This window comes from Pseudomonas syringae group sp. J309-1, from assembly GCF_032582135.1.
Taxonomy (GTDB): Bacteria; Pseudomonadota; Gammaproteobacteria; order Pseudomonadales; family Pseudomonadaceae; genus Aquipseudomonas; species Aquipseudomonas quasicaspiana.
Genome location: NZ_JAWHNU010000008.1, coordinates 44,488 through 69,885, shown reverse-complemented (window position 1 = coordinate 69,885; position 25,398 = coordinate 44,488). Strand labels below are relative to the sequence as shown.

The following is a 25,398-nucleotide window of genomic DNA, read 5'->3' as shown; positions in this document are numbered from 1 at the left end:
CGCTGCGTTGAACGAGCGGGGGGAGAACAGCTGATATGGCAGACGTTGCCGATCGTGCGAAACAGCAACAAGACCAAGAACAGACGTTCATCGGATCATTGTTCACCCTGCCCTTCAGATTCGCCGCGGTAATGTTTCTGTCTCTAGGCGGGGCAATCATTGTCGAATGGGTCTGTATGTATTTTTTTTGGCCGGAGGCCGGTTGGCTGCATGCTCGTGCAATGCTTGATCATGAGCTCAGCTGGTTGTCGAAGGGGTTTCTACAGAGCGTGGTTGTGCAAGAGCCTGGCAGAACCGCGACTTGGCTGGTTGAAGCTACTTATGAGTGGCTCGTGGTGAAGACGGGACTTCAGGAATGGGTTCACCACACAACTGACTATGCCCAGACTGGTCAGCCGTCGCGTGGTCTCGACATGCGCTACATGCTCGGTGTGGGTGTGAGCAAATTTCAGGATTACGGGCTTGCCGCCCTGTACACGGCTTTGGTTTTTTGTGTACGACTGGTGATTCTCACACTCGCTATTCCGTTATTTGTGATGACGGCGTTCGTGGGTTTTGTCGACGGTCTGGTGCGCCGAGACCTTCGCCGGTTCGGCGCTGGTCGCGAATCCAGCTACCTGTATCACAAAGCCCGGGCCACGATGGTGCCGTTAGTGATCATTCCCTGGAGTCTTTACTTGGCTCTGCCATTCAGCGTGAGCCCTCTACTTGTGCTCTTGCCGTGCGCAGCTCTACTTGGCCTGGCTGTCAGCATCACTGCCTCCAGCTTTAAAAAATACCTTTAGGTGCTTCTCATGCAATGGACAGAAGAACAGCTGCCAGCTATCCACTCATCTGCGAAGAAACTGCTGGTTCAGGCATTCGCCGGTACCGGGAAGACAACGACGCTCGTCGGATATGCAAAGCACAACGCATCCGTCAAAATGTTGTACCTCTGCTATAACAAAGCCGTTGAGATCGGGGCCAAAAATCGCTTTCCTCGAAACGTGACGTGCAAAACCGCTCACGGTCTTGCGTATGCTGTTTATGGCACACAGTACAAGCATAAGCAGTCTGGCAATTTACGTTTGACTGACATCGCGAGAACCATCAATACCCAGGATTGGGAGCTGGCAAAGGATATTGTCTCAACGCTCAATGCATTCATGGCCAGCAAAGACCTGGAGCTGAAGGAGGATCACTTTGTGCGATTCCAAAGCAATCGCACGCTCACCTCGGTTCAGCAACAATACATGAGCAATGCCTTGAATCTGACCCGGACTGTTTGGGAAAAGATGGTCGATATCCAGGATCGCTCCGTCTCCATGACGCACGACGGCTATCTGAAGCTTTACCAGATGAGCCAGCCGGACCTGAGCCAGCGCTTTGGTGCCATCTTGCTAGATGAAGGGCAAGACGTTAACCCTGTCATTGCTAACCTGGTCCAGATACAGACAATCACCCAGGTGACTGTAGGTGACCGTCATCAGCAGCTGTATCGTTTCAGAGGAGCGGTGGATGCGTTAAACAGCTCGGCAATGAGGGACGCAGAGAAGCATTTCCTGACTCAGAGCTTCAGGTTCGGGCCCGCAGTTGCCTACGTGGCCAACGTAATTCTGTCCTTCAAAGGCGAGACAATCCCACTGCAGGGATTGGGGCAGCCAACTCAAGTAAAACGGACGTTGCCAGACGATCTACCGCACCGTACCTACCTGCATCGCACTGTGAGCGGAGTGATAGAAAACGCCCTGCGCTTGGTCAACCAGAACCACCGCATGCAATGGATTGGTGGAATCGACAGTTACTCGCTGCGAGATCTAGAAGACCTGTTCTATTTCAGCCGTGCTATGAATGATCAGGTCCAACAGCGAAAACTGCTCACCGACTACGCCGATTATGACCAGTATGTCGCCATCGCCAAGGCAACTCAGGATCCTGAGATGCTGCGCTCGATCAAAATCATCGAGAACTATACCGACCTGCCCCAACGCATTGAGCAATTGCGAGGCGCATCTGTCACTTCGGAGCTCGATGCCACTGTAACGCTGAGCACTGCGCACAGGGCCAAAGGTTTGGAATGGGACTTTGTAGGACTGTATGAAGATTTCTCGGCAGATCCGCTTTCTCCAGACATTGATCGAGGAAAGCGCGACGATGAGCTGAACCTTCTGTATGTCGCGGTCACCAGGGCTATGAAGATCCTTGCGATCAACTCACTTGTGATCGACATCATGCAGCGCTTCAAAGACAACCGATCATTAATTGCGGCTGCCGTCTGAGAGCTATCTATGGCCAATTTTGAATACACCCAAACCTTCGTGCCCCTGCCCTATAAGACCGTTACCAGCGGCGTACTGATGTTCAAATCCACGGACGACACGACCGAACCGGACGTGGCCAGCTATTTGAGCAATCCTGAATCCTTGGCTGTGTTGAACCGACACGGCCGGGAAGGATGGGAGCTGGTCAGCGTTCAACAAATCAATCGGGGACACGACCAGGTCGGCAATCAAAACGCCCAAGGCTGGGCGTTTGGCTACGCTTTAGGCATGGGATTCTTGTTCATTTTCAAAAGGCATCTGACAAACTAGCTAACGGACAAATAAAATATCTCTCGGTCGTATGGAGATGTTCCCATAACTGAAATGTCATGGCTCTAAGCATCAAGTTCAGCCAAGTCATCCAGAAACCATGAGTAGTCTTCGTCAAGAACAGGCTTCATTGAATCATCAAAATGAATCCGCTCTCGTTTGAGCTTAAAGTTCGACGTCGGCTCCATAATTCTCCAGAACTTAACGGCTGCCTTTTCACCGCCGAGCATTGACATGGTCGATTCGATAATCGCGGAGGGACAGTTCATACCGAATGTGACAGATTTAACCCCAAAAGGGCTACGGCCTAAGCCAATTGGTCCAAGCAGCCTCCATTCTTTCTCATACCTCCACTCGGCAGACTTGGTTAACAAAGCCGCCCGCTCGACCTCGAGTCGAGATTCTAAGTCGCCGTCCTGCAACCACCGAAGCACGCACTCCGCTGATACCTCCCGGCTCTGCCCGTACACCACCTTTCGGATGGGCGCGAGTCTTAAGTTGGAGACGTCGTACTCAATGCAGACACCTCTATGCTGCTGGCCGTAGTGCGACCACATCAATGGACTGGTTGCAGCGGCACTTAGGCACAAGACACCTGTCGCTAGCGTTTCTTTTACTTCAGTCTGGATAAGTGCCAACAACGCTCGTTGAAAATATCCTGCCGGATCAATAATATCCGGATCAGTAATCGAATATTCAATGCCTCGAATAACGTCCTGTACCTCCGACTCGCCCAGCCGAGCACGATGCAAGTCTAATTTATCGCCTTTGAGCTTCAAGCGCTTCAAAGCAGCAGATGATTCCTTTTCAACACGCCTAACAACCATCAATTTCAAAAGCAATTGCAGCTCGTCTATGGTTTGGTTCCCAGCGACTACGACAGGCCGACAATCTAATGGGTCGTTAAATGTCCCAGGATCAGCGTAGAAGACCTTTCCGTGATAAAGCTGCTCAACCATCCGGTCACTAAAACTCAAATATTTGTACAAGCTTTTTGGCTCTCGACCCATTTACTGCATGCTCCCGAATATACGTCAAAGAAACTACCAGCCCAGCTCTACGATCAGTCGACCAGCCCCAGAGCTGAATGCATCCTGCGCTCGGGCACTGAAGAATCCAGGGACCTTTTGTCACACACTGTTCGCCCTTAAAAGTCCATCAACACACTGACTTAAACCCCCTCAGACGTAAATAGGGTTTGGGGCTGATTCATGTCGGGTCACTGGTCATGCTGTGGACATAGATTCCTAACGCATCCAAGGCCCGCGACGTGAAAATCAATCTCCCCGCGATCAGATCAACGTCTTCACGCGTGCAGATCTGCTTGACCGCAGTCCTCCTAAGCACCCCGGTGCTAGCAACACATGCCCAGGCTGCCGGAACGGCTTCCGAGCAAGCCAACGTTGAGGTGATGATTCGCCAGCTCAACGCGCTTGAGGCTGTTGCACAACGTAGCGCTGACCTTCCAAACGAATCGGCGCAGCGCTATCACCTGGATTATTCCAGGTTAGTTAGCGACATCGCTCGCATTCGCCGAGGTCTGCAGGACTACCTGTCTCCATCTCGGGCCCAGCCCCGCGACCCCTTAGAGATCTCAGGCCAATACAACGTCAGCGGTGATCACACGCCATGACGATGTCGTCGACCCAGATCAACGCTTTCCAAGCGGCAGCCGGCTTTACACCAGCGAGCAGCAACACGCTGTGGACCGGACTTGCAATGGGCATCCTCATCCTATGGGGCGTCTGGGTATTTCTAAGCATTTATCGCGGATGGGCCACCCGAAATCTGGATCGCGCAGCGGCGGCTGCATCAGCCGTTCGCTGGGCACTACTGTTCATGATCATGACCTACATGCTGTTGAGCTGAATTTTTCCAAGGAGATAAACATGCCACTTTTTTCACTATACGCGCGAGCTCGGGCTTTCATGAAACACCGACCTTACTCGGCCCTGCTACTAACTACTGGGCCAGGTAGTGCGACTGCTGCTCTCCCGAGTGCACAGGCACCCACACGTGGCACTGGGAACAGCTTCCTGCAGACGTTCCAGAACTACGCTTTCGACGGCTTTACTCTTCTGGGTTTGTGCCTTTGCGCTTTCGGGATATTTATGGTCGGTCGACATGCTTTGGGCGTGTACCACGATATCCACATGGGGAAAGCAAAGTGGGCTGACTTGGGGGGTACTGCTGTAGTTGGCGTCTGCTTGATCGGCATCGTGATCTACCTGGTCACTACTGCCTCCAACATTCTTTAATTGGTAGGCCATTCAATGACCGAGATTCAGCAAGACCAGCATGAGGACGGCACTCTGCGTTTTCTGCCAAGTCGCCTGAATAACCAGCCTGTGGTGATTGGTGGTCTTACGGCGGATGAGATGTGGATGACCGTTTTTGGGTGTAGCGGCGTGGGATTTGTGATTGGCGTGCCGCTCGCCTTTGTGATCACGCCCTCAATGCCCGTGCTATGCGCGCTCGTCGGAGGGACATTAGGGTTGCTAATCGCATCCCGGGTATTACGACGTCTCAAAAGAGGTCGGCCGGAGACCTGGGTCTATCGCAAGTTGCAACTGCAGGCGGCAACGCTCGGGCCAACTTCATTTAACAGCGCCAATCTGGTCATCCGATCAGGCAACTGGACTTGCCGTCGGAGCGAGCAACGATGAGCCGTTTTTTAAAGCTAGCTGACTCACAACGAGCGCACATCACGAGTCTCAGGATGGCAATCGTCGTGCTGGCTCTGGTGGCCTTAGGGCTCGGCATCGGATGGTACCGGGCGCCGAAGGATATGACGGTTCACGTTCCGCCGGATCTGCGAACGGGTAGCACCCGACTGTGGTGGGACGTCCCTCCTCAGTCTGTGTACACATTCGGCTTGTACATCTTTCAGCAGATGAATCGCTGGCCTGTGGATGGTGAACAGGACTATCAGGCGAATATCACGCGCTTGGGCGCTTACATCACCCCTGCTTGTAAGCAATACCTCCAGAGCGACTTTGAACTGCGCAGGTCAAGCGGCGAGCTGCGTAAACGTGTTCGTGGCGTATACGAAATCCCAGGGCGCGGCTACGGAGATTCGCCTGAGATCAGGACGATATCTAACTCTGTCGACGACTGGAAAGTCACGCTCGATATCACCGCAGACGAATATTACGGGGGCCAATTGGTCAAGCGCGCACTCGCGCGATATCCGCTGCACGTCGTGCGAATGGACGTCGATCCAGAAACCAACCCTTTTGGATTGGCTTGGGATTGCTACAGCGGCGCACCGCAGCGAATCGAAGGAAATGTCGACGCCCCCGCCCCCCAGCAAAAGGGAGTCTTCCAATGAGTTTCCTGCGCATGTTCACATGCTCTGCGTTACTGATAGCTGTGGCGGGCAAAATCGAGCTCGCTTCAGCAGTTGAGATTCTTCGATGGGAAAGATTGCCCTTGGCCATCCCTCTCCGCATCAATCAGGAACGAATCATCTTCGTTGACCAGAATGTTCGTGTCGGGCTGCCTCGGTCATTAACTGACAAATTGCGGGTACAGAGCACAGGTGGTGCGATCTATCTATTCCCGAAGGAAGCAATAGAACCCACTCGACTCCAGCTGCAGAATGCCAAGACCGGCGAAATCATACTGGTCGATATCGCCGCTACTGAAGCCCCCCATAATCAACCTGCGTTGGAGCCGGTAAAAATTGTAGAGGGTGAAACCTCCTCCCCACGTTACGGAGGCTCGACCGCCACACGCTCCAACAAAGCCAATGCCCAGAATCAACAAAAATCCAGTCGCTCGAACGATGAAGACGATGAGCCAGAAGAAGTGGCAAAACGGGAAACACCTGTCCCGGTAGTTCTGACACGTTATGCAGCCCAGATGCTCTATGCCCCGCTACGCACCGTCGAGCCTGTTAACGACATTAGCCAGGTGAAGGTTGATCGCCGCCTGGACCTGACAACTCTGCTTCCCACGCTACCGGTGAGATCGACCCCTCTAGGAGCGTGGCGTCTGGATGATTTCTGGGTGACTGCTGTGAAGTTGCAAAATCAGACTGCGCAGCGCGTCGCTCTAGATCCCCGTGATCTCATGGGTGAGTTCGTGACGGCAGCGTTCCAACATCCTTATCTTGGATCGCATGGCGATGCTAGTGACACGACAACCTTGTACTTGGTTACCCGGGGCCATGGACTGACACAAGCGACAGTTTTCTCTGCAGCCCCGGCAGATCCGCGTGCAACGCAGGGAGCAAAGCATGAAGAGTAATCCGCTGCTCAAATACCTGGTCGTCCCGTTTCTTCTGCTGATGGTTTTTATCGGCATCAGAACACTGGGAGGAGCAAACACGCCACAATCCGAAAATGCACCGGCGCCCAAACTTACTGCTGAGCAAGCGAAAGCCCTTGGAGTGGAAGGAGACACACCTAGCGACACTCTGCGAACAGTTGTAGCTGAGGGACGCGAACTAAAGCAGCAGATCTCCGACGTCATCGCGCAGAACTCGACAGTGAAACAAGATAACGAAGCGCTCAAACAACGGCTCGCTAACATCGATCAGACGGTAGAGCAGCGTCTGAAAAACGCTCAGGATCAATTCAAACTCGATAGCCAGCAGCAACAGCAAAGCGTGCTGGATGGTCTCAGGAAGCAAATAGACGAGTTGACCAGGCTGGGGCAGAACACCTCCTCAAACTCGGATCTGCCTATCGGTCTGGGCGTTCAACCTGGTGATGGCAATCAGTTCAAATCGGAGGCGAGCGGTTCGGATATCGTTTGGATTGACCCTCAAGACGCGACCGCCCTGGACAGCAACGGTAAACCAATTACTGCCGGTACCAGCGTGCCCGCGAGTGGCTACAGTTTTCCAACATCCTTTGGAGACTCCGTAGATCGAGGGCAGATGGCTCTCACCACTGGCGCTCAGGCAGTTCGCGATGACATAGGTGTCCAACAACAGGATCGGAAGAAGGTACGTCGAGCCTACACCCTGCCTCAGAACTCAACCTTGATGGGCTCAGTGGCCATGTCAGCTTTGATTGGCCGGGTTCCAGTAGACGGAACCGTTAATGACCCCTACCCCTTCAAGGTACTGATTGGTCCGGACAATCTGACCGCCAACGGTATTGATCTCCCAGACGTAGCAGGTGCTGTGGCCAGCGGCACGGCCTCCGGCGACTGGACCCTCTCATGCGTGCGAGGACAAATCAAAAGTCTGACCTTCGTGTTCAACGACGGCACAGTCCGCACGCTACCTGCCCCTGTCCAGGGCAACAATCAGCAGAACAACAATCAGAACAACTCCGGTGATCAGCAGCCCATACAGGGCGGTCTGGGCTGGATCAGCGACCCATACGGAATCCCATGCATTGGCGGCGAGCGACGCAGCAACGCGCAGCAATATATCGGTTCCCAAGCGCTGATAACTGCAGCTGGAGCAGGAGCGGCGTCTTTGATCAAGACCGAAGGAAGTACTTCATCTTACGTATCCAATGCCTCGGGGACGCTCGGCAGCACGGGGTTGTCTGGCAACGAGGCGATGGGAAAGATCCTAACTCAGGGGGTGACTGACGTTTCGAGCTGGGTCAACAAGCTCTATGGGCAAGCGTTCGCGGCCATCTACGTCATGCCCGGGGCGCAGGTCTCGCTTCACATTGATCAAGAATTGGAAATTGACTACGAACTCAAGGGCCGTAAGGTCAAGTACGCGACAGGAGCGAACCATGCCAATGCCAACCTGGATTGATCACGCTGGCTCAACGCGCTGGGTGTTGATGTATTGCTCCCTGACAGCGGCATTGTTGGCTGGATGCTCGACAGACAAAGAGCAGATGTTGCCGCATGGTCCGAACACTATGACGGATATTTGGAACCAAGGCACAACCGGCTCGGCAGGTAGCGCCAGTGGACGACAGTTGCTCGATGCCCGCGCCGAGCTGCGCCGACCTATCGATGTGCGCTCTGCCCAGCCCATGCAAGACAGCGCGACTTACACGCGCACTGCTCAGAACGAGATCTACAGCCAGTTCAAGCGACTGCCCAATCCCGACCTGGTCATGTACGTGTTTCCACACCTGGCCGGGTCCGATCCAGCACCAGTTCCTGGCTATACCACTGTATTCCCTCTTTATCAGCGCGTGCAGTACGCCATGCCTGGCGAGCGGGTAGAGGACTACTGATGAATTTTTATGAACGGCTCAAAGGCCGCACTCGCCTCGACTCCACCTCTGATGACTTTCCCCCCGGCGAGTCCCTCTCCATAGGGTCAAGCGCTGACGTAGAACAAGCCGAAACCCTTGTCGCAGATCTGACGGCTTCAGATCAATCTGACGTAGATGCAGCCCTTGAGCGATATCTCAAGCGATTGGCTGATCAAGGCATTCCTGCACCAGGCGATTGGAAAAATCCGAAGCAGAAACCTGCCACTATCGCCGACGTAGCCGCGCTTTACGACGTAAAACCAAGCTTTGTGGATTTACTTCCATGGACCGAATACTTGCCAGCCGAACGAGCAATGCTCCTCGAAGACGGCAAATCCTTGGCAGCTTTTTTCGAGCTCACACCGATTGGGACAGAAGGCCGTGACCCCGAATGGCTTCGCAAAGTCCGAGATGCGCTTGAAAACGCGTTGCAGAACAGTTTCGACGAGCTCGATACGTCGCCGTGGGTTGTTCAGTTCTACGCAAAAGATGAGACCAGCTGGGACGACTATCTAAAAAACCTTCGTGAGTACATCAGACCACAAGCCAAAGGCAGTCCATTCACGGAGCTGTATTTGGATCTCTTCAAACATCATCTGGATGCAATAGCCAAACCCGGTGGTCTATTTGAGGACACGACTGTTTCAAAATTGCCTTGGCGCGGCCAACAGCGCCGCGTACGGGTGGTGGTATATCGTCGAGCAGTTGGCGATGCAGCATTTCGTGGCCAAACCCCAGCCATGCATCTAGACAACATCTGTCAGCGCTTCACAGGCGGTCTGGCTAACGCAGGCATCAAAAGCAAGCGCATGGACGGCTACGACATCCGCCACTGGCTTCTACAGTGGTTCAACCCACACCCAGATCACTTGGGCACAACACTCAAAGACTTTGATCGTTTTTTTCAACTGGTAAACAAGCGGACCGAGGACGCAGGCGAGGACTTGCCTCTGGTAACTGGCGACGACTTTGCCCAGGGACTCTTTTATCGAGAGCCCAAGTCTGACAGCCAGAAGGGCTTGTGGTACTTCGATGGCCAGCCCCACAGAGTCATCATGCTTGATCGTCTGCGTGAGGCACCACGGACAGGCCACCTGACCGGCGAAACGCGCAAGGGCGGTGACGCTTTACATGCACTATTTGACAAAATGCCTGAGGACACCGTGCTGGCCATCACTATGGTCATTACACCCCAGGATGTCTTGGAAGGGCACCTAGAAAAGCTGGCACGCAAATCAGTCGGTGACAACCAAGCTTCTGCACTAACCCGCGAGGCGGTGGCCGATGCCAGGAAGCTGATCGGTAGGGAGCACAAGCTATACCGAGGCAGTATTGCGTTTTATCTCAAAGGACGCGACGAAGCGCAGCTCACTGAACGCAGCATGCAATTGACGAACGCATTGCTTGGCGCCGGCATGGAGCCAGTGGCAACTGACGACGAAGTGGCTCCACTCAACAGCTACCTACGCTGGCTTCCTGGGAATTTCGACGTTAATCAAAAGCGGGCTCTAGACTGGTACGTTCAGATGATGCTCGTCCAGCACGTGGCAAACCTGTGTCCGGTGTGGGGCCGCTCCAGTGGGACAGGACACCCAGGCATAACACTGTTCAATCGCGGTGGAGCTCCGCTCACCTTCGATCCTTTCAACAAAATGGATCGTCAGATGAACGCGCACATGTTCCTATTTGGCCCGACAGGGGCCGGTAAGTCCGCCACGTTGAATAATCTGCTCAACCAGCTCATCGCTGTTTACGGACCCCGGCTATTTATCGTTGAAGCGGGTAATAGCTTTGGCCTGCTTGGTGACTTCGCCAAAAAGCTGGGCTTGACGGTCAACAGAATAAAGCTAGCTCCGAACTCAGGCGTAAGCCTGGCTCCATTCGCTGATGCGATTCGCCTGGTGAATACCCCGAGTCAGGTCAAGACGTTGGACGCTGATGATCTCGAAAGCTCTGATGAGGACCTGAGTACCAAGTCTGATCAAGACGATGACGAACGCGATGTTCTGGGCGAGATGGAGATCGTTGCCCGTCTCATGATTACCGGTGGAGAGGAGAAGGAGGACGCTCGACTGACGCGAGCAGACCGGAGCGTAATCCGGCACTGCATCCTTTCTGCAGCGAAAACATGCTCTGACGCTAATCGCACTGTGCTGACCGAGGACGTGCGCAATGCGCTGCGCGTTGCCGGAGAGGATACCTCCATACCGGAGTCTAGGCGTAACCGCATGCTTGAAATGGCTGAAGCCATGGACATGTTTTGCATGGGTGCCGATGGGGAGATGTTCAACCGTTCAGGGACGCCATGGCCTGAAGCAGACCTGACGATTGTCGACCTAGCGACCTATGCACGTGAGGGTTACAACGCCCAGTTGTCGATCGCATATATCTCGCTGATCAATACCGTGAACAACATAGCCGAACGTGACCAATACAAGGGCCGTCCGCTCGTCAACGTGACAGACGAAGGTCACATCATCACCAAGAATCCTTTGCTTTCCCCTTACATCATCAAGATCACCAAAATGTGGCGAAAACTCGGTGCCTGGTTCTGGTTGGCTACGCAGAACATTGATGACTTGCCACCTGCCGCTGCGCCAATGCTCAACATGATCGAGTGGTGGATCTGCCTCAATATGCCGCCTGATGAGGTGGAAAAGATCTCTCGCTTCCGCGAGCTGACACCGGCCCAGAAGGGCCTGATGCTTTCAGCCCGTAAAGAGAGCGGCAAATACACGGAGGGCGTGGTGCTTTCCAAATCAATGGAAGTCCTGTTTCGCGCTGTCCCGCCAAGTCTGTACCTGGCATTGGCCATGACCGAACCTGAAGAGAAGAAGCAACGATATGACCTGATGCAGTCCTTGGGAGTCGACGAGTTGGGAGCCGCAATGGAAGTGGCTGCAGACCTTGATCGAAAGCGCGGTATCGAACCATTAAAAATCACATTCCCAACACCCCATGCATTGGAGAACCTGGCATGAGAGCCATGGATGCGTTGACTCAAAATTTGATCGATAGCCTGACCCAAATCCTCAAAGACCCGCAGGAAGAATCCCTGCAGGCATTGAAGATCTGTGCCCCGGTTCTGATCGAGCATTTGCAAGTCGTGAAACATGTGGCGGTTGATCGTCGAGAGATCCAGTCTCAACTTCACAAAGCACTGGACCAGTGGCTTGAGCATCATCCCCAGCCCGAAAGCGCGCAGAAAGCTCTTCTTGCGCTGCTGGACCAAGAGTTGCTGACAAAGCAGCTCCTAGACAATGAAGCATCCGCATGATGCGGCCCATGCGTCTTCACAAGATTGCGGCTTGTTCGATAGTGGCGATCGCCTTGGCTGTCTGGAGCTATGCAAGGCTTCACGACACCGGGCATAAGCCGGCCGAAGCCTCTAATGATCAAGTCGGAATGACACCGCTGTCGAATACACGTTCTGGGGGATGGGTATACGGGAGCCCCAGTGCTCGATTCACCGTCACCGAGTATGGGGATCTCGAGTGCCCCTACTGCAAGGACTATTTCCCGCAGCTCAAAGCTTGGCTTGACCAGCACCCTGACGTGAACCTCCAATGGCACCATCTACCGCTTTCGATGCACGAACCGGTGGCAGGCTATGAGGCTCGGTGGGCAGAATGCGCGGGCATCGAAGGAGGAAATAAAGCGTTCTGGATGGCCTTGGAAATCATTTATCAACGCACTCGGTCGAATGGTTTAGGGGTTGCTGTTAATCCACAGGTGCCGGGGCTTGAAGATCGACAGAACGCTATCGATGAATGCGCCGTGAACAATATCTCTGTCCAACGGACTGTTCGCAGCCAGGCTCACCAAGCCAGCCTGGAAGGCGTCACCGCCACACCGACGTTGGTCGTCAAGGACAATCTTACTGCGAGATCAATCAAGCTTGAGGGAGCCCCCGACGGCGACCTACTGCTCTCCGCTATCGACTGGCTGGCAAGGACGGACGCGAGCAACGGTCATAAGTGAAGGCATGCGACTTGTGTAGATGAGAAATTGTATGGACTTGACCAGTCGTTTGCATCGGATTTGACCAGTCCGCTGGCCGTTGACCTGGTTTTGCCGCAGGCCAAGCAGGCTATCTACTTTTTCAACAGAATCGGCCAGAAGCAGTGGGTCGCTTTCAGAAAGGTTTGACGATAACGAGTCGCTCTCACACTCTGTTTATAGCCCATCCTGCCCTATTCCTTGCCGCAGGCTTGCAAACTGAGCAATGAAGATTTAGAGAACACCAATGAGTGTGCTCATATACACTCGTGAGCTTCGCAAGTAGTTGAAACCGCCGCTGCGTGCAGCGGCCGTACGGATACCGCACCCATCATTTACAGGAGTTTGGAGTTGAACAACTTCTCGCACAGAACGCGTGCGCGCGGGAGAAGCAGCCGCAAGAGCTCGATTATGGCTATCTTGCTGGTCGTTGTGGTCGCACTAGTGGTCGCTGCATCACTGGTTCAAAATCGCGGGCTGCAGATTGATGCAAAGGGCATTGGAGTCGGCGTGAAACTCGATGCGGCGGAGCAACCGGCCCCATCTATTGCCACCCATAACGACGGCTCTCCCATCGTTACCGCACCTGACGCGAAGGTCGAGGTCCACGTCACCGGGCCAACTAAATCGGCGCCTGCACAACCCCCTGTAAAGGACGGAATGTCCACCCACGGAGCGGCCTCGCCGATCGTTACCGGACAAGGCGCTGTGGTTAAGTCCACAGTCGATACCCGGCCATGAGGGGGGCTAAACTTCGCCGTGCAGCGATGATGCTTTCGGTGCTGTTGATGCCTCAGCTGGCCCTGGCGCAGTCACCAAATATGCAGACCACAGGCCCATGCTCGTCCATCGTCAGCGGTGCGGGCGCCTCGGGGACAAGTTATTGCATCGGTATCACCAAAGAAGCGTTGGAACGCCTGACCAACATCACTGCCGCGAGCCAGGGCCGCAGACTCTTTGTTGCAGAGGCTTGGCTTAGCCCGACTCCGATATTCGGACGACCCGGCGGTGACAATCAATCTGTTAACGAGCAGGTTTTCTTGTCCGTGCGCGCGACGAATATCACGGCGGCGCCCATTGTCCTGACAGCAGCCAAGTGGGAAATATTGCAGGCGACAAATCTGTCCAAGGGCGGCGGCTCATACGGCTCCAGGAACTTGCTGTGGCCTGCGCTTTCAGTGAACAAGCCAATCAAGATCGAGGCTGGAGAACAGGTCGACATCAAGTTCGGTGAAGGGTTGGAGTTGAATGGCATGGCCAGCCGCCTGCGTAAAAACCGTGGCCTGAATAGTGCTTATACATTGCCTGTCGAACCGACACGGATCAACGGCGACAGATACATCAACTGGTTCGCCGAACAAATGGGGCTGCTGTACGGGACCGGGGCCAAGTTGCGACTCACGCTTTATGAGGGTGACTACAAGCCTATCGCCAGTCTGTCACTGCCACTCGCCCAGGGTGTGGACTTTTTCTATCATGGCGAGGCAGTGGACCAGAAAGGAAACGTGCAGTACGCGCCCCGCTTGGCGTACGACGCCTTCCTCGGCCAGTACCTCGAAATGCGGGCAATAATGGAGCCAGGGTTTCGTATCAATACTCCGCCGACCACGGTGATTGAGGTGACTCCAGATCCTCGCGTGTGGGGTAAGCAAAGGTATCGAGATCTGGGGGTTCAAGAGCAGCCGGAGGAGTGATGTTGCGCGCATAGTGGCAGTGCTCTGGAGTCCTTATATAGCAAACGGATCAATGCATCGTTCCTGAGCAAACCCCGGAACCCCAGCATGTGGATGATCGAAAGGTGGCCACGTCTGGAAACGTGGAGCTTGTGGGTGCGGACCCATACACGTTGCGCCGGTATAAATGATGCCCTTCCGATAGATCACTGCCTCGAACATACCCCAACGCCAACAACAACTCGTCTTGCGCCAGCTAATTGCGATGCAAGCCATCCTCGATGAGAACATCGATCTCAGGCTTGGCCGCGAGCCCTGTAACAGCTGTGCTAGTGACGTGGTGGATGTCGTTAAGTTCATCGCCAAAGGCTGAGGCAATGAGTGACTTGTCTGCTGGAAGCGGTCGGGCCATCCAGGGTTATAGGGGAAGTCCTGATAGTTTTTGCCATGTCCGTTCCTTGGAGGCAAATAGGTAATGCGCCGGATTGTCCCTCAAGAAGAGAGCGGCTGCTATCGGCCGATTCTGTTGAAAAAGTCGGCTCTCTCGAATTCCCCGGAAACCGAGCGGTGAAAGAGCCTGTTTCTCGCGCGGCTACGTGAAACAAGAGTGGCGGTGTCCCCACTCCTGATTAGGTCTACGATTGAGTGCTCGAAGCAGGCTGATAGATGTGAGTACGCTTGTGAATATTCTGGTAGTCCGCGTAGTACTCGTGCAAGTTCTGCACCTCTACTGACCGGTAATGGAGGCCACGCTCTCCCCACATCAGCCATACCAGCACCTTGCCGGACTGCGTCAAGTAGCTATCAAGAAGGTCACGACGCAGATAGCTGAAAAAGCCACGGACCTGCGAGCCATACTCGCCGACTTCGCGGTACAGGGACGCCACGCCTGCAGTATCGTGCAGGTCCCATCTGTTGTCGCAGTACCTGAGACTCAAAGACTGACAGAGCTGTTTAGAGGGCAGGCATGCACCGCTGTTCTGGTTCACCACGCTGTGGTAGCTCTCCCAGCTGTACCTCTGCACTGGGATGTCGACCGCGACGCCATCGTTTGACCATCTATCAGCGGACACGATGTATTCGGCGCCGTCGCCTTCTTGCTCATCAGTGATAGGGAGTCCCGGAATTGAAGAGAAAGGCATCTCACCCGCATAGGTGTAGTAGTAGCTTGGCTCGCCCGGAATGGCGTCATTGCCCGGGTAATCTAGGCCAGTGAACAACGTACACAGGCGGTCGACTTCTCTGCTGTCCACGAGCACACCTCGGAGGAAGGTGAAGACCTGCCTGTCATCAGCGGGGGCGTTCTGTTCGAGAAACCCGTCAAGTACGATCCACGGCCCCGTCAGGCCATCAATCTCCGCTAATTCTAGGATGCCACGATAGTCGGGTTGCGGACCTCTCACTATCCAGTCGACAGTATCCGTAGGCTGACCGCTGAACAAGGCTGGAAGCGGCAGGTCGATGCTCGCGGCCTCAAGCGGGAACGTCGGGTCGATGTCCGCATCTGAGGGACGAGCACTGCGCTCTTCGGCAAGGTGGCCCCGCGCGTACCGGACACCCCACATCTCAAAGTAAGCGATCCAGCCGTATTTCTTCCCGTATCTGTCGACCTTGTGCTTGTCATCTCCCATACGAGGGCCGGGGTTCATTTGCCGATCAGCAGCTTCGAACTGCTCGGGGTCATAGCCAAGCACCAGCATCCGCGAAACGATTGCTGCCAGCACCCGCTGGTACTCTGGGTTGCTTTCGTCGTAGTTCGACCGATCTGGAATCAGTCTCCCGATCGTGTAGTTGCCGAAGTCCATTCGAATCGCCGCACGCTTCGCGCGTTCGATCACCGCCAAGTCGTACTGCTGCATGTTCTCAAATGGACTGGGCAGATGGCCAAACGGTGGAAGGAGATGAGCTGCCTCCTCCTCAGACAAGCAAGCCGGATCAACCGCCCTCGCTATGGCAATGGTTCCCAGACAGTACTGCTGATAGAGAGCATGCGAGGTAGGATGCGTCGCGCCAGGCGCGAACATCGCCTGATAAATCTCGCGAGCGGCTCTCGGCAGTGCCTCACGCATCTCCACAGCATTTATGTCTGACCAAGTGGTCAGCGCCGTACCGTAGGCTGCGGCGAACATCCGCTCGGGGACGTATGGGTCTGAAACGGCAATTGCCTCCACTGCCAGTCGGAAAAACTCTGTAGGCCGCTTGGCGGCGAACTCGTACAAGGTCTTGGTGGCCACGTCTCGAAGGCTTCTGGACGTAGATGTCAGCGTCCACATCACCCAGCGTGCCCGCCGAATCTCGCGCTCGTCTAGGTCTCCTGACTTCCATCTGGTCGACAGGAATTTTAAATCGTTTTCAATTTCCTCAGACGTCTCGCGAACCCACTCCGTCCAGAAAAGATCGCGCTGCGTGTTGGGCATGGCCAAGAGCACGCTATGCAAGAAACCCACATCATACGGATGCGCTCGCGCTGCCCTGGTACTCCGAAGTCTCTTGAAGGCTCTCCATGCGAACTGCTTCGACTCCTGCATTGCGCGCGCGAACCGTTCTACCGTTTCTCGCCCTATTTGCCTTGGGTCTGATTGCGCCGTCAACGACAGAGCAGTCATAACGAGATTCTCGTCCGACATGTCTTGCCAAAGTTGGCGCCTGCCAGAGTGTTGCGGATATTGGCTGACTAGAGCCTGGAACACGTCATAGGCGAAAGTATGCGCTCCAGGCTCACGGAATTGGAACTGCGTGCGTCCTTCATCGCTTTGCAGCCACTGCGCTAAGGCCGGCCTGGCAAGCAGGTGGCGCGCCATCATATGTCCAGCCATCAGGTCGTATGAAAACGCAATTCCTTGGCCACCTTCTGAAGAAGTCGTTCGAACGAGGACGCCTTCTGACTCCAGTGCGCGAATGACGCTGGCGTCCCAACGGCCCACGTCTCGAACTGCCGTCCGAGCAGCTTGGAACTCGACGCTTCTAGCGTTGCCCTCCCAGAGGAGACCCGCAATAGTCTGCAGCGCATCTTGCACCTCATCCTGATACATGCGATTCGCCGTCGCTGAAAGCTCAGCAACTCGTTCGGCAACTTTGTTGAAGTGCGCTTCGAACAGGCTTGCCAGCGAATTGGGCAACGCCTCCACCCCGACAATCTGCTGGTGCCGAGGGTTCGCCACCTCGCAGAAGATTCTCAGCGTCAACGGGTGCTGCAAGAACTCGATTGGCAGGTCCGCATCGGTGGCGTCAATCTTGTAGTACTCGAAGTACTTGTCGATGGCCGTCGTCGGGGCTTCTTGGAATCCGTTGTGCTCAACTTGAGGAAAGTCCTCCGGCAGGCAGATCTGCGCGAACTCATTGCGTAGAGTGACAACCAGTAGAACGTACGGAAAGTCCTCCAGAAGCTGTTCCGCTCTGGCAAGTTCATCCCTCCAGTTTCTTGGGTCTTCTGCCTCATTCAGACCGTCAATGACAATGGGGATCCGCTTGCCTGCGCGCTGGCCCGCCGCATCAATGGCCTCAACCAGTCGGTCGAAGCTCTCCACCGGCCTACCAGCTATCTTGAAGGCAGACACGAGATCGTCAAGCCGCTGGCCTGCATGAAGATTCTTGCCCAGTAGCAAGACACCGCCGGGGAGATCTCCATCAGGCTGCGTCACTTTGACGGCAAGCTCGGATTTTCCCTCGCCCGCAGCTGCAAGAACGGCCACGGCTCGAACACCGATCGACCGCTCCAGGCTAAGCAGCTCCGAGGAAAGTGCATGGATGTCCGCGACCAAATTTGCGGCTAACGGTGCTCCGCCTGATCGGGCTCCACGCAGCTTCGAGAGTAGCCTGTCGTAGCGCACCGGTTGAGGCAGATTCGCAGCCAGCATCTGTTGTACAGTGTCGAAGTCGCCATTGCCAAGCGCTGTGTGCAGGTCATCTAGCAGGCCTGCCGATTCGCTTGCTCGAACCAAGAGCGAGTCTACTTCGGCCTTGAGTTCAGTTTTGAGTTGACCCGTTAGCGAAGCAATTTCCGTGCAGTTCTTCTGCAGAGCACTTGAGAGCTTATCCAGCGATTCCCACGCACCTTGGGCTCCCATATGCCTGAATATCTTCTCCTCGGCTTCAACGACAACATGAACTTCTGGTTGATATCGGCGCTTGAATGGAGCCGCAGCGAGCTTGTGCTGCTCAGCAAGTAGCGGAGGCGTCAGAACAAGCTCGCCGAAGTATGTCTCTCGAAATATTGCTTCAGGCCCGACAAGAAGGTCTTCGATGTCCGTTGCCGTCAGCAGCTCCAACTTCAACTCAGGAAAGCTGTCTTTCTCAAGCGCGAAGAACCACTCTTGATCCCTCTTCGTCAGGGTGTGGCGTGTCCAAAGTTTCCAGTCGGTCACACCTGGGACGTGTTTGCGCGTCTTCTCGATGCCTTCGACGATTATCCTGCGCCGTGAGGCTCCCAAGTCCTGCCCGTTTGTCAGCTCATACCATTTGCATTGCCAACCAATCCAGCGTGGTGGTTCCCCAAGACCGCAAGACTCCGCCAACTGGAGGTGGAACTCCACGCCAGGTTGGTTTGCGAGTTGCTTGAAGCGACCGAAACGTCCGTAGTGTCGACGCACCAGAGCGCGGCAAAGCTTCTCGAAGTTTTCGTCTGCCGCACCGGGTAGCTTGCTGAATACATCCCAATTTACTTCAGGCATCTGCGTTTTCCTTGTCAGATGGCGTCGTCTGAATCTGCCGGGTAGTCGTGCGCTGAGAAAACTTCGACCTTCGCCCCGGCTTCAATGAAGAGTTTCATGAATGCGGATACGTCAGCCTCATCGGTCGTTACTGTGATTCGAACGTCTTCACGCTTTAGGCGATAATCTGATACCAGCTGTCCGAGCTCACTTGGTGCTAAGGAGTGGACGTTTAGGCTTACCAGCAACGAAAGCATGTCATCTGAAAATCTCTGATTCTCAGGTTCAGCAAAAGGGATGGAGTCGCCGTCGTCTTCAGACGCCTGAGCGCTGAGCCTGTCAATGTCCCTCTCGACCTTCTCGGCGTCTTGCGCTCGCTTGAACTTCCCGATGAGAACCAGGTTCATCGAATGCTCAGACCCGTATCCGTTCCAAATCTTCATGACTGAGTCTCCCGGTTGATCTCGAGGGTATTTCTGAGTCGTTTAAGCGCCGACAGAACGCCGGAGTTTTCAATTTTAACGCAGGCGGGCGAGTAAGAACTCGCACGAAGCATGCCGGACGCATCTATGTGCGCATAGGCCTGAAGGCCTCGCTCATCGGGGAGCGGGTCGCACGTAGGCAGTCCTGACGCACCTGCCTCACTGACCGCAAGGCGCACCTTGCCTCTGTAGCTGGAGACCCAGTCCTGAAGTGCTCGGCCGACAACTCCATTCATGCTTGCAACCGCGGTGGTTGCTTGCTGAGGAAGCAACAGCAATTCGCTAGCTCCAACCTTTTGCGCGAGCTCGCTCATCGCGTCAAGTTCTACGACCGTACGCTCGTTGACCACGACGTTGATCCCAAATGGCGACAAGGTCGCAATCGACTCCATGCCTCGGAGCAGGCTGGCGAACTGCTTCCCGCGCTGTTGTTCATAGGTGCGACCTACCCCATCAACGCTAATGCGTGCGAAGTGGACCGAGCCCTTGAGGTGCTCGACTAGCTGTGGCGTCAGGCGATGACCATGAGTCGTGAATGTGACCGCGAGCTGAGTCTCTCCTGCAACTCGTTTGCATATGTCGACGAAATCAGGATGCAGCGTGGGTTCGCCGCCGCCAAATCCGATGCCGAGGCACCCCTCAGTATCAAGTTCCTTCAACCAGCCGAGCACCTGGTCAGTATGCAGCGACGCCTTGTGCTTCGGCGCGTAGCAGTACGCGCAGTGAAGGTCGCAAACATTTGTTAGAGCAATGGATACCTGGCGGGGGGACGTTGACCAAATCGCCTCTTTCGGGCGCAACTCGTCTAACAGGACATTCAGGCCTGAAACGCGATCGAAAAGATGCACCCCGTTTGGGCCGATTCTTGACTTCATAAGATTTTGTCACCGTAGGCGGTTTTACCTTAAATGACATTCTAGCGCGTCGATCTTCTCAAGACGGCCTACCAGTGAATCAGCGCCTATAGCCCGTGTGCTGCCAATCGAGGACGCAGCTCTCATGATCGCCTATGATCACCAAGAACTCGTCCGAGACGACCTGCACCGCGCGACCGAACGCAGCGACCGTTAACTCGTTCCGAATACTGCCAAGCTGAAAGAGAACTTCAGAGTTGACCAGAGTCGGGCGGTGCTCAAAAGATCTGTTAGCACCCTTCACGTGTGGTACCTGAAGCTCGTAGCGGCGACCGAGCCAGCTACCTCGTGTGGCTGCATTGGACGTGGCTATGCTAAAGCCAGGTCAACTGAGCCGTTCATCCGCCACCCGACAAACTTTTCACTGAGTAGACTCCTTACGGTGATCGAGCATGCCACAGCGAAAACTATACCCGTTGAAATCGTTAGCGGAGTATCCAACACAACCGCCCACGAAATACTGGGTCAATCTGACATTTACGCCGCTTTCGAAGCGGTAGCGACTGCAATTGGGCAAATGCTTAGACTAAAACATAGCCAGTCAGTTTTGATGGGGGCTTGAGACCGTTCGGCCTACCCATAGGGTAGCGCCGGACTTACAACTAGATCCTTCAGGAAGCAGGTTATGCGGAGATGCTAGCTGATAGGGAGAGAAAAGATGCGCTAGGGCCCATGAGGAACCGTGTATTGATCGTGCGATGTGAGGCACACGACCAAAACTTCAAACCAACAATAACGAACTCACGAAAGAAATCGCACCGTTACAAGGCCAGCACGATAACTGCACCCTCTGCTGCGAGTTCGGTGAGCTCACCGATAGCTTCGATGTCGCCTATCATCCCCCCTCCTTGCTCAAGTTCAGCTATTGCCGTTTCTGCTCTAGTTACAAAGCTTTCAGCCTCCTCTGTAACTATCTTGCCTGGTGTCTGGGCTGCTGTCTGAATCTCCATAATCATGCCGCGTAATTCCGCCAGTAAATCCTGTACTGAAGGCATAGAACATCCTCATTTTAAAAGTTCTTGATCCGTCTCCGGCAAAACCAGATTGTCATAGGTTAGCAGTGGCATGCAATCGGAGTTTGTCTTGGTGCTTGGTTCATGGTCGGCGCTTATGCGACACCTTCGTTTGCACCTGAATTTCTCGTGACCTTTCGGCCATGTGGTCACGGCCTAGATCCACGCGGAGCTCCAAGCGCACCACTGCAGTAACACACACCCCAGTGCACTGCAGGGGCACTGCGTGCGCAGTTAACCAGCGAGGTACCAAGCTTTACGACCAGGGAGGACAGCAGTCTAAAGAATCACCGATGTCCAACGTGAAATACTGATTCCGCCATACTCTGCTATGTGACAGCTAGCCAGATGTAGCCCGATTTCTGCTGGGATTCGCCAGTTCATCAATACGAACGCCGAATCTCTTGCTTGGTATCAGTAGAGGCTTTTGAAGTTAATCTGTACAAGGTTGCCTTCAACAACGGACGCTCAATCAGCGCAAAAGCCAAATACCCACCAATAACTACGCTAGCAAACGCAGCCACCCAAAATACAGAAGCATGAAACTCAACAACGGTCCCAGACGCATTTAATGCATACCAGACACGACCCAATAGGCTTAATATTAAGACATGAGACAAGTAGACAGAGTACGAAATATCACCCAGAAACCGCAAGGCATTAGTAACACTTACCCATTTCAGCGATTCAAAAATAGCCATTGAAAATACAAGTATAGAAAAACCACCTCCAAGAAACATTGCTCTGGAAATCGAGATATTTGACTGCACATCAACATTACCTTTCGCAACTTCCGAAAACCCGAAGTACAGCAGTATACTAGCGACAGCCAGGCCCAGGATCGCGATGATGCCCCCCAGCCTCTCGGATCGTAAACTTAGATAAGCATAGGCAAGCAAAGCTCCGAAAATGAATTCCACGGTAAAAATGTGGAAAGCTACACGTAGAAGCGGAGAGGTGAACTGCCACCCTGACGCCAGTATAATTACAGCTAACCACACCCCAAGACCGACAAGCCTCATCCTATTGCGGAGCATTAAAAGCCCAGCAAACACGAGATAGAACCACAGTTCGTGTGTCAGCGTCCAAGCGACCAACAATAAAGGAAGTTTGTCGTTGGGAACTAGAAAGAATGATTTAATTAAGTCTACCTCTCCACCTTGAGAGCTATTGATTATGCCGGGCACGGACAAAAAAACAACAAGCAGCAAGAAGTAGTAAACCCAGTAGGTCGGATAAATTCTCAACATTCTGTTGCGAAGGAAGGCTGCGATCCCTCTGGTTGAGTAAACCTTACTTTGACTTACCACAACCATTACGAATCCGCTGATTACGAAAAATAGGTCTACACCTGTTTGACCAAGATTGAATATCTGTGGAAGGAACATTGACCCCGGCAGGTACTTTTCTTGGATACTCAGCCCGTGAAACGCAACGACCATCAAAGCTGCAAGCCCCCTGAAGGCTTGAACCGCATAAATCTTATCCATTTAGATCCCTAAAGCATTCATTTCTACAAAATTTATTTTGAGACAACATCCCGAAAGTGTCCATGCTACCGACTTAATTTGGTCTTCCCATCACGGATTTGAGTCAAAATTTACGTTCTTTTGCGCATTCAGATACGTTTCCACGTCATACGCTCTTCCATCCGGCATGATGATTTCCAGCGTCTTCACATTGCTATGATTAGGCTGCGTAGTTCTGTAGACCGATGTAGCTGCTAATCTGGTGGATTCTATTCTTCGCTCGATCATGGTCGGATATCTCGGTGCTAACACCAAGATGAGAACTGGAGAAATACAGAACAGGAATATCCCGGCAACCCCAATAGAATGCTTATTTCTTTTCATGCTCCATCCGTTAAATCAAAAGGCATTCCACCATCATCCACTGCCTGCTTAGGGCTACTGGCTGTAATCTCGTCTATCCATTTTTCGCCCTGGTAAACGTCCCCAAAATGCGCCACGGCATTACTCCATCTTGTAAATGTCAGCCAGCCCCTGAACCCGCCCTTTTTCCCAATCTGCGGCTTCCTGCCCTTCATAGGGATGCTCTTCATCTCGCGAGTCATACCCAAAAACAATGCCGGCGTAGTAGCCTTCTCGCAACGGCTTGGGCGTATCTGGGCCTTTTCCTAAGCAGAATCAGTTGTTGGATTTCGCCCCGTTTATAAGCTTGAACTGCGCTCGATAACCGCCTGCGAGGTCACCCGAAAGCACCGAGGTGTTTGCATTTCGCAGTACCCAACAGACGCTGCCACCGAAATAGGCTGCTTCTGGGGGACGTTCGGTGCCGAGATCAATAGCGAGTTCGTCAATGATGTTGATAATTTGGTCACGGTGGGCAAGGTACAATTTGCGTTGCGGATCAACCGTTTCATCCAACGGGCTAGGCGTCCACACCACGGTGAGGTCGGAGCCATAGTTGACTTTCTCATCCTGCATTTGAAGCAACGTGACCCACAAAGTGCCTGTATTCCCGTCGCTTCCACTGATAACGCCATTCCACGCAGCAGGAGGGTCGCGGTCGAGATTGCAGCCGATTAAATCTAAAAACACCTTTGACTGTGTACCCGCTGCTATACGATCTGGTGTGATGACTAGCAAGTAAGTCGACATAGATTTTTCCTATTCCTGATCGGGGTCAACAGCGACCCACGCTTTCGCCCCGTTGTAGTCGTCGCCACCAGTTGGTCAGTCAGCCTCGATGGCGTAGCGGCACATGCCGCACAGCCGAGTCATATCGTCGTCGTTATCGATTTCCGACTCCAACGTCGCGCCACACTCGGCGCAAGCCGGGCCAGGACTGTCCTCAAGGCATAGAATGCATTCGAACTCTTCAGTCTGGTAGGTGAAGTGTCCGCACGAAGAGCAATGCTCCAGCGGGGCTTCACCTCCCTTGGTTAAGGCGTAGTACAGATCAGGTAAATGGTGCTCTGTCGCGATGTTTTCAGCTGCCTCAGCATAAGTGGCGTTATAGGCGCAACAGGTACATTCAAAGGCGATCTCCGATGCAGAGCTCACCAACGTGACGGGCTTGATAAGGTGCGATCTACAGGCAGGACACTGCAGTAATTCAAACGAGCTCCTTAGAAGCTCATGCCCCCAAGGCACCTGCTTATTAGCTGTTTGGCAAATCTTCAATTCGCGATTATAAAAAGCCTCTTGGGCCGTCAGGAACTTCCAGAGTTCACCACCGAGGAGCTCAATTGGGGTTCGGTCAAGATAGCGAGGCACGAACTGCTGGATAAGGTGGAAGGAAGCGGCCATGGCTTCGGCCAAACCTGATGCAGGCAGCTTTGAATAGTAGTGCTCGACATCGTTACGCATGGTTGTCAGCTTTTCTAGAAGGGTCCAGTCGATGCCCTCCACTCCGAGGTTCTTAAGGCGCTCTTGGATTGTTCGGACATCGACTGTCTGTCCTCCTTTACCGACCCAAACTGGATTGCCATCGGCATCTAGACCTGTAGTCACATGCTGTTTGAGCAATGCTTCTTTGGAGTCAGCCGGGCTCAGCTCTTGAAGCTTCACCTTGAACATCAACAGCAGCCCGGCAGAGAGGTTTCGGATCGCCGACAGAGCACGGGCCTCGTCGGCTGGGATGGCTTTAAAGTCCTCAACGCCCAAGCGGATTGAGGACACAGCGTTGTCGAGCATTGTCATGGTTCACTTCCTTATGGGCCAGCAGCAACAGATGTGAGTGTGGTGTACCTGTGCGGGAGATCCGCCGCGTTTTCCTAGGACAGAGGCTTCGGAACACAAGACATTGGCAAACCGCAAACGGTGCACGCGTAGGCCCCGTTAGGACCATCCGTCATCCCTTTGATGGATACCTGCGCCCAGCTTTTTGAGTAGGGCTGATCGTTTTCGGAGGTTTTTTCTTCGCCGTGGTGCCCATTAGGGCAGGCGAAGTA

The 25,398-nt window shown here is 54.0% G+C and carries 26 protein-coding genes and 1 pseudogene; 17 read left to right on the top strand and 10 right to left on the bottom strand.

Annotated features, from left to right (window positions below):
• Positions 1-35: 35 nt before the first annotated feature.
• Genes RX972_RS06815 through RX972_RS06805 form a run of 3 tightly spaced genes read left to right on the top strand, consistent with a single transcriptional unit; the run spans position 36 to position 2,570 of the window.
• Positions 36-785 carry a TIGR03747 family integrating conjugative element membrane protein gene (locus RX972_RS06815; RefSeq protein ID WP_316873552.1) on the top strand — a complete coding sequence of 250 codons (750 nt, stop codon included), beginning with the start codon at positions 36-38 and terminating at the stop codon, positions 783-785.
• Between the two features lie 9 nt (positions 786-794).
• Positions 795-2,258, top strand: coding sequence for a UvrD-helicase domain-containing protein (locus RX972_RS06810; RefSeq protein ID WP_316873550.1), 1,464 nt, complete (start codon positions 795-797; stop codon positions 2,256-2,258).
• Positions 2,259-2,267: 9 nt separating this feature from the next.
• Entirely contained in the window at positions 2,268-2,570 is a 303-nt protein-coding gene (locus RX972_RS06805) for a DUF4177 domain-containing protein (RefSeq protein WP_316873547.1), read from the top strand.
• A 65-nt stretch (positions 2,571-2,635) separates the two neighbouring features.
• Here the strand turns inward: RX972_RS06805 and RX972_RS06800 are convergent, their stop codons facing one another.
• Entirely contained in the window at positions 2,636-3,580 is a 945-nt protein-coding gene (locus RX972_RS06800) for a DUF2971 domain-containing protein (protein ID WP_316873545.1), read from the bottom strand.
• A 260-nt stretch (positions 3,581-3,840) separates the two neighbouring features.
• Here RX972_RS06800 and RX972_RS06795 point away from each other — a divergent pair, with 260 nt between their 5' ends.
• The 13 genes from RX972_RS06795 (at position 3,841) to RX972_RS06735 (ending at position 14,445) form a co-directional block, all read left to right on the top strand.
• Positions 3,841-4,203 carry an RAQPRD family integrative conjugative element protein gene (locus tag RX972_RS06795; RefSeq protein ID WP_316873543.1) on the top strand — a complete coding sequence of 121 codons (363 nt, stop codon included), beginning with the start codon at positions 3,841-3,843 and terminating at the stop codon, positions 4,201-4,203.
• Positions 4,200-4,439 carry a TIGR03758 family integrating conjugative element protein gene (locus tag RX972_RS06790; RefSeq protein WP_231672318.1) on the top strand — a complete coding sequence of 80 codons (240 nt, stop codon included), beginning with the start codon at positions 4,200-4,202 and terminating at the stop codon, positions 4,437-4,439. Before RX972_RS06795 ends, RX972_RS06790 begins: the two co-directional genes overlap by 4 nt.
• Positions 4,440-4,459: 20 nt before the next feature.
• The gene (locus RX972_RS06785; protein ID WP_316873542.1) at positions 4,460-4,828 is read left to right on the top strand and encodes a TIGR03745 family integrating conjugative element membrane protein; all 369 of its coding nucleotides are present in this window, start codon (positions 4,460-4,462) and stop codon (positions 4,826-4,828) included.
• 15 nt (positions 4,829-4,843) lie between these two features.
• Entirely contained in the window at positions 4,844-5,236 is a 393-nt protein-coding gene (locus tag RX972_RS06780; protein WP_263270345.1) for a TIGR03750 family conjugal transfer protein, read from the top strand.
• Entirely contained in the window at positions 5,233-5,901 is a 669-nt protein-coding gene (locus tag RX972_RS06775) for a PFL_4703 family integrating conjugative element protein (RefSeq protein ID WP_231672315.1), read from the top strand. Before RX972_RS06780 ends, RX972_RS06775 begins: the two co-directional genes overlap by 4 nt.
• Entirely contained in the window at positions 5,898-6,821 is a 924-nt protein-coding gene (locus tag RX972_RS06770) for a TIGR03749 family integrating conjugative element protein (RefSeq protein WP_316873539.1), read from the top strand. The genes RX972_RS06775 and RX972_RS06770 overlap by 4 nt, the downstream gene beginning before the upstream one ends.
• Entirely contained in the window at positions 6,811-8,298 is a 1,488-nt protein-coding gene (locus tag RX972_RS06765) for a TIGR03752 family integrating conjugative element protein (RefSeq protein ID WP_316873537.1), read from the top strand. Before RX972_RS06770 ends, RX972_RS06765 begins: the two co-directional genes overlap by 11 nt.
• Positions 8,276-8,731: a TIGR03751 family conjugal transfer lipoprotein gene (locus tag RX972_RS06760; protein WP_263270337.1), complete on the top strand. Its 456-nt coding sequence runs from the start codon at positions 8,276-8,278 to the stop codon at positions 8,729-8,731. The genes RX972_RS06765 and RX972_RS06760 overlap by 23 nt, the downstream gene beginning before the upstream one ends.
• The gene (locus tag RX972_RS06755; protein WP_316873534.1) at positions 8,731-11,733 is read left to right on the top strand and encodes a conjugative transfer ATPase; all 3,003 of its coding nucleotides are present in this window, start codon (positions 8,731-8,733) and stop codon (positions 11,731-11,733) included. Before RX972_RS06760 ends, RX972_RS06755 begins: the two co-directional genes overlap by 1 nt.
• Positions 11,730-12,029, top strand: coding sequence for a hypothetical protein (locus RX972_RS06750; protein ID WP_231672310.1), 300 nt, complete (start codon positions 11,730-11,732; stop codon positions 12,027-12,029). Before RX972_RS06755 ends, RX972_RS06750 begins: the two co-directional genes overlap by 4 nt.
• Positions 12,026-12,733, top strand: coding sequence for a DsbA family protein (locus RX972_RS06745; RefSeq protein WP_316873531.1), 708 nt, complete (start codon positions 12,026-12,028; stop codon positions 12,731-12,733). The genes RX972_RS06750 and RX972_RS06745 overlap by 4 nt, the downstream gene beginning before the upstream one ends.
• Positions 12,734-13,162: 429 nt before the next feature.
• A complete protein-coding gene (locus tag RX972_RS06740; RefSeq protein WP_316873529.1) occupies positions 13,163-13,492 on the top strand; it encodes a hypothetical protein in 330 nt (109 codons plus the stop codon).
• Positions 13,493-13,539: 47 nt separating this feature from the next.
• A complete protein-coding gene (locus RX972_RS06735; RefSeq protein WP_316873527.1) occupies positions 13,540-14,445 on the top strand; it encodes a hypothetical protein in 906 nt (301 codons plus the stop codon).
• A 235-nt stretch (positions 14,446-14,680) separates the two neighbouring features.
• Here the strand turns inward: RX972_RS06735 and RX972_RS29440 are convergent, their stop codons facing one another.
• From RX972_RS29440 to RX972_RS06715, 4 genes are all read right to left on the bottom strand, one after another.
• A complete protein-coding gene (locus RX972_RS29440; RefSeq protein ID WP_410478204.1) occupies positions 14,681-14,836 on the bottom strand; it encodes a GrpB family protein in 156 nt (51 codons plus the stop codon).
• A gap of 223 nt (positions 14,837-15,059) precedes the next feature.
• Complete coding sequence (locus tag RX972_RS06725; protein WP_316873525.1) at positions 15,060-19,094, bottom strand: hypothetical protein; 4,035 nt, start codon at positions 19,092-19,094, stop codon at positions 15,060-15,062.
• 14 nt (positions 19,095-19,108) lie between these two features.
• Positions 19,109-19,516: a DUF6375 family protein gene (locus RX972_RS06720; RefSeq protein ID WP_042826170.1), complete on the bottom strand. Its 408-nt coding sequence runs from the start codon at positions 19,514-19,516 to the stop codon at positions 19,109-19,111.
• A complete protein-coding gene (locus RX972_RS06715) occupies positions 19,513-20,430 on the bottom strand; it encodes a radical SAM protein (RefSeq protein ID WP_316873521.1) in 918 nt (305 codons plus the stop codon). The genes RX972_RS06720 and RX972_RS06715 overlap by 4 nt, the downstream gene beginning before the upstream one ends.
• Before the next feature lie 310 nt (positions 20,431-20,740).
• Here RX972_RS06715 and RX972_RS06710 point away from each other — a divergent pair.
• Positions 20,741-21,031: pseudogene (locus RX972_RS06710) on the top strand (DNA cytosine methyltransferase); the annotation flags it as partial.
• Positions 21,032-21,230: 199 nt separating this feature from the next.
• On the opposite strand, the gene RX972_RS06705 reads toward RX972_RS06710, so the two are convergent.
• The 5 genes from RX972_RS06705 to RX972_RS06685 form a co-directional block, all read right to left on the bottom strand.
• Entirely contained in the window at positions 21,231-21,464 is a 234-nt protein-coding gene (locus RX972_RS06705; protein ID WP_316873519.1) for a hypothetical protein, read from the bottom strand.
• A 401-nt stretch (positions 21,465-21,865) separates the two neighbouring features.
• Complete coding sequence (locus tag RX972_RS06700; RefSeq protein WP_316873517.1) at positions 21,866-22,972, bottom strand: acyltransferase; 1,107 nt, start codon at positions 22,970-22,972, stop codon at positions 21,866-21,868.
• 359 nt (positions 22,973-23,331) lie between these two features.
• Positions 23,332-23,544, bottom strand: coding sequence for a hypothetical protein (locus RX972_RS06695; protein WP_316873515.1), 213 nt, complete (start codon positions 23,542-23,544; stop codon positions 23,332-23,334).
• A gap of 85 nt (positions 23,545-23,629) precedes the next feature.
• Positions 23,630-24,103, bottom strand: a complete 474-nt coding sequence (locus tag RX972_RS06690; RefSeq protein WP_316873513.1) for a hypothetical protein — start codon at positions 24,101-24,103, stop codon at positions 23,630-23,632.
• A 75-nt stretch (positions 24,104-24,178) separates the two neighbouring features.
• Positions 24,179-25,147, bottom strand: coding sequence for a hypothetical protein (locus RX972_RS06685; RefSeq protein WP_316873511.1), 969 nt, complete (start codon positions 25,145-25,147; stop codon positions 24,179-24,181).
• Positions 25,148-25,398: the final 251 nt, after the last annotated feature.